At 66.8% G+C, this 4433-nt stretch carries 4 protein-coding genes and 2 pseudogenes; 2 read left to right on the forward strand and 4 right to left on the reverse strand.

Annotated elements, in window-relative coordinates; genetic code table 11:
* A pseudogene (locus tag VGH54_RS03915) lies at positions 1-760 on the forward strand (spermidine synthase); the annotation flags it as partial.
* 13 nt (positions 761-773) lie between these two features.
* Here VGH54_RS03915 and VGH54_RS03920 read toward each other — a convergent pair.
* Together VGH54_RS03920 and VGH54_RS03925 are read right to left on the reverse strand one after the other, a co-directional pair.
* Positions 774-1676, reverse strand: coding sequence for a hypothetical protein (locus tag VGH54_RS03920; RefSeq protein WP_331510630.1), 903 nt, complete (start codon positions 1674-1676; stop codon positions 774-776).
* Positions 1677-1808: 132 nt separating this feature from the next.
* Positions 1809-2564 (reverse strand): YebC/PmpR family DNA-binding transcriptional regulator, encoded by a 756-nt coding sequence (locus VGH54_RS03925; protein WP_331510631.1) that lies wholly within the window; start codon positions 2562-2564, stop codon positions 1809-1811.
* Positions 2565-2852: 288 nt separating this feature from the next.
* Between VGH54_RS03925 and VGH54_RS03930 the strand changes: the two genes are divergently transcribed.
* Positions 2853-3671, forward strand: a complete 819-nt coding sequence (locus tag VGH54_RS03930) for an oxygenase MpaB family protein (RefSeq protein WP_331510633.1) — start codon at positions 2853-2855, stop codon at positions 3669-3671.
* Here the strand turns inward: VGH54_RS03930 and pdxT are convergent.
* Both pdxT and VGH54_RS03940 read right to left on the reverse strand, forming a co-directional pair.
* Positions 3655-4251, reverse strand: a complete 597-nt coding sequence (gene pdxT / locus VGH54_RS03935; protein ID WP_331510632.1) for a pyridoxal 5'-phosphate synthase glutaminase subunit PdxT — start codon at positions 4249-4251, stop codon at positions 3655-3657. The two genes, VGH54_RS03930 and pdxT, sit on opposite strands and share 17 nt — an antisense overlap.
* Positions 4248-4433: pseudogene (locus VGH54_RS03940) on the reverse strand (acyl-CoA thioesterase II); the annotation flags it as partial. The pseudogene VGH54_RS03940 and the gene pdxT, both read right to left, overlap by 4 nt.

Genomic DNA, 4433 nt, shown 5'->3' on the forward strand with positions numbered 1-4433 from the left:
GAACGACATGCGGCTGTATCTGGACGGCGGTCTGCAGTTCTCCACCCGCGACGAGTACCGCTACACCGAGAGCCTCGTCTATCCCGCGCTCGGTGCCGGTGCACACTCGGTGCTCGTACTGGGTGGCGGCGACGGACTGGCGGCACGTGAGCTGCTACGCACCCCGGGCGTCGACAAGATCGTGCAAGTCGAGCTCGACCCCGCGGTCATCGAATTAGCACGCAGCACAATGCGTTACGCCAACGGTGGGTCGCTGGACAACCCGCGGGTGCATGTCGTGGCCGGCGATGCGATGAAATGGTTACGCGATACGAAGTCACCGTCGTTCGACGCGATCATCGTGGATCTCCCCGATCCGGACACTCCGGTGCTGGGTCGGCTGTATTCGATCGAGTTCTACGCGCTGGTGTCCCGCGCGCTGGCTCCAGGTGGGCTGATGGTGGTGCAGGGGGGCAGCCCGTACTCGACCCCGACTGCGTTCTGGCGCACGATTTCCACCATCACCGCAGCGGGTTACGCGGTCACGCCGTACCACGTATTTGTGCCGACATTCGGCGACTGGGGCTTTGCGCTGGCGCGAAGGGGCGACCAGGCGCCGCAACCCGCTCTGCCGCGCAACGCGCCGCCGCTGCGCTTTCTGAACCCGTCGGTACTCGACGCCGCGACAGTGTTCGCTCCGGACGTCCAGCCTCGCCCGCTGGAGCCGTCAACGCTGCAACACCCGCGCGTGGTCGAAGACATGCGCCACGGCTACGACTAGTCAACCCAGCTCGCTAAGCCGAGATCGACGGCAGCGCGAGAAAGTGGGAGAGCGATGCGCGCTGGTGTCGATCTGGGCGCCACCCACGTCGGGTCAAGGCGCGGTATGCCCGACCGACGATGACGCCAGGACGATGTTCGGACACTACTCGGATGACGATCCAGCCATGGTCGTCAGCGATACCGAGTTTGTCGATGTCCTTGACGAACCGCCGACGGTCACTGCGGTGATAGTCGCCGTCGTATTCGGCGGCGACCTTGTACTCCTCCCAGCCCAGATCGAACACAGCGACCAACTGCCGGCCGCGAAGCAGGGGTAGTTGTGAGGTGGGTTTCGGCAAGCCGGCGTCAAGCAGCAACAGCCGCAGCCAGGTTTCCCTGGGCGACATGGCGCCTCCGTCAACAAGACCCAGCACCGCGCGTATCTTTCGCAAACCACGCGCTCCTTTGTGCCGCTGCGCAAGCGCTTTCACGTCGTCAATGGAAAATGCCGTCGCCGCCATCAACGCGTCCAGTCGCGCCACCGCCGTCCCCCGCGGTAGGTGGCGGCCCAGGTCGAACGCGGTGCGGGCTACCGTCGTGACTGGCAGACAAGAGATCCGGGTCACCTCGTCGGCATCAAGTGTCTCGTCGCGCACGAGCAAACCGCGCTGAGAGCGGGCGTTCTCCGCGATGAGCTCGATCGGCGTGTCCGCGTCGACCCACGCTGCGCCGTGCAGTGCGGCAGCCGCCACGCCGGCGACAATCGCCCGCTGGCGAGACCAAAGCCAGGCCCCGACGGTGTGATCCCTCAGGGACGGCTGATAGTGCTTGGGCACGTATATGTCACGGAAGATCGGGCGATACCACCGGCGCAATTGATGCTCGGTCAGCATCCCGTCGCGTAGCGCCTCACTGCCGCGGAAGACCTCTCCCATGGACGAAATGGTGCGCGCCGTCGCGGATAACGCGCCGACGCCCGTCCACACCCTCGCCGAGATCGACGGCAGCGCGGGAAAGTACGAGACGCTGTCTCACTGACGTCAATCTCGGCGCAACCCGGCGGAGCCTCACTCCTCGTCGAGCGCAGCCAATACCTCCTCGGACAGGTCGACATTGGTCCAGACGTTCTGCACGTCGTCGCTGTCCTCCAGCGCGTCAACCAATTTGAACACTTTGCGGGCGCCGTCGACGTCGACGGGCACGCTCACCGACGGCTGGAAGCTGGCCTCGGCGGAGTCGTATTCGATGCCGGCGTCCTGCAGCGCGGTCCGCACGGCCACCAGATCGGTGGGCTCGGAGACGACTTCGAAACTCTCACCCAAGTCGCTGACGTCCTCAGCCCCGGCCTCCAGGACAGCGGCCAGCACGTCGTCCTCGCTCAGACCGTTCTTCTCCAGCGTCACCACACCTTTGCGGCTGAACAGGTAGGACACCGAGCCGGGGTCGGCCATGGCGCCACCGTTGCGCGTCATCGCGATCCGCACCTCACTTGCGGCGCGGTTGCGGTTGTCGGTCAGGCATTCGATCAGCACGGCCACCCCGTTGGGCGCGTAGCCCTCGTAGGTGATGGTTTGCCAGTCGGCGCCGCCGGCTTCTTCGCCGGCCCCGCGCTTGCGGGCCCGTTCGATGTTGTCGTTGGGCACCGACGTCTTCTTGGCTTTCTGAATGGCGTCATACAGCGTCGGGTTGCCCGCGGGGTCACCGCCACCGGTCCGCGCGGCGACCTCGATGTTCTTGATCAGGCGCGCGAATTCCTTGCCACGGCGCGCGTCCTTGACGGCCTTTTGATGCTTGGTGGTGGCCCACTTGGAATGGCCGCTCATCAGCTACTACCTCTTCTGTCGCTCTCAATTCGCCTGCCGAGTCTACGTGGGCGTTCCGATCACGACGTCACAGCAAGTCGGCGGTATGCCGTTCTGCCCGCCTCGTACGAAAACACCTGGACCGCGCCACGGAATTCGCTCGGAGGTGGGCACAAAGGCGCCCGGCGCTCCCCAGGTGGCGCGAGTGACGGCTGCGACGCAGCGAACCAGGCGGCTACCGTAGGACCGGTGACGGCACAGAGCCCGTTGAAAGCGGTACGTGACGCATTGGGCAGCAGTCTGTTCGAAATGATCGCCGGTCCCGACGGTCCGGCGGCGCGTACGCGCATCCATCACACACCGGGGCCTCGGTGGTTCGCCGAAGACCGCCCGATCCGCCGGGTACACGCCGACGCCTCGATGTTCGTCGGCGGATTACGGGCTTTGCTCCTGCAGTCGCTGCATCCGCTGGCCATGGCCGGTATCGCCGAGCACTCCAACTATCGCGACGACCCGTGGGGTCGACTGCAGCGCACCAGCACTTTCTTGGCCGAGACGACGTTCGGTTCGGCGGTCGACGCCCAGCGCGCCGTCGATCGCGTGCGGGGAATTCATCGCCGGGTGCACGGGGTCGCCGCCGGCGGCCGGCCTTATACGGCCACCGATCCGCACTTGCTGGAATGGGTGCATATCGCCGAGGCCGACAGCTTTCTGCGGGCGTACCAGCTTTACGGCGTCACCCCGCTGGACCAGTCGGGCCGCGACGCATACGTCGCGGACATGGCCGAGATCGCGGCCAGGCTCGGGGTAGTGGACCCGCCGCGCTCGGAAGGTGCACTGGCGCAACGACTCAACGCATTCCGGCCGGAGTTGCGCAGCACACCTGCGGCACGCGATGCGGCCCGTTTCCTGTTGTTGACCCCGCCGCTGTCGTTGGCGGCGCGGGCGCCCTATGGCGTGCTGGCCGCTACCGCGGTCTCGATGTTGCCGTTGTGGGCCCGCGTACCGCTGCTGCTGCTGCCCTACTTCCCGCCCGTCGAACTCACCGTCGTGCGCAGCGTCGGCCGGGTTCTGGTCGGCGGCATCCGGTGGGCGCTGCCGGCCCCCGGTGTCAACGTCGACCGTTGATGATGTCGACGAACAACCGATGCACTCGCCTGTCCGTCGTCACCTCGGGGTGGAACGCCGTGGCCAGCATCGCGCCCTGCCGCACCGCAACCGGGTGATCCGCGGCTCGGGCCAGCACCCGCACGTCCGCACCGACCCGCTCCACCCACGGGGCGCGAATGAAGACCGCGTGCACCGGGTCGTCGAGTCCGTCGAACGCCACGTCGCCTTCGAACGAATCGACCTGGCGGCCAAACGCGTTACGCCGCACGGTGATATCGATGGCAGACAACGGCAGCGCCTCGCGGCCGGGAGTTCCCGCATCGAGGATCTCGCTGGCCAGCAGAATCATGCCCGCGCATGCGCCGTAGGCCGGCAACCCGTCGGCCAGCCGGGCGCGCAGCGGCTCCAGCAGGTCGAGTTCACGCAGCAGATGGCTCATCGTGGTCGACTCGCCACCGGGAATCACCAACCCGTCAACGGTGTCCAACTCACCAGAGCGCCGCACCGGAACCGCAGAAGCTCCCGCGTCGTGCAACGCCGCCAGGTGCTCGCGGACGTCGCCCTGCAGCGCGAGAACGCCGACCCGCGGGCCACTCACTGGCCGGACGGCGGGTGGTTACTCGGGAAGCGAGTCAGACCCTCCTGCATGACGGCAGCGACCATCTCGCCGTACTGATTGAAGATCTTGCCCTGGCACAGCGCCCGGCCACCGCACGCCGACGGCGAGGACTGGTCGTAGAGCAGCCACTCGTCGGCGCGGAACACCCGCATGAACCACAT

Source organism: Mycobacterium sp. (assembly GCF_036488105.1).
GTDB lineage: Bacteria > Actinomycetota > Actinomycetes > Mycobacteriales > Mycobacteriaceae > Mycobacterium.

Coding starts and splice junctions, on each gene's coding strand:
- VGH54_RS03920 (WP_331510630.1), bottom strand. CDS start 1,676: ATGGGAGAGGTCTTCCGCGGCAGTGAGGCGCTACGCGACGGGATGCTG.
- VGH54_RS03925 (WP_331510631.1), bottom strand. CDS start 2,564: ATGAGCGGCCATTCCAAGTGGGCCACCACCAAGCATCAAAAGGCCGTC.
- VGH54_RS03930 (WP_331510633.1), top strand. CDS start 2,853: ATGATCGCCGGTCCCGACGGTCCGGCGGCGCGTACGCGCATCCATCAC.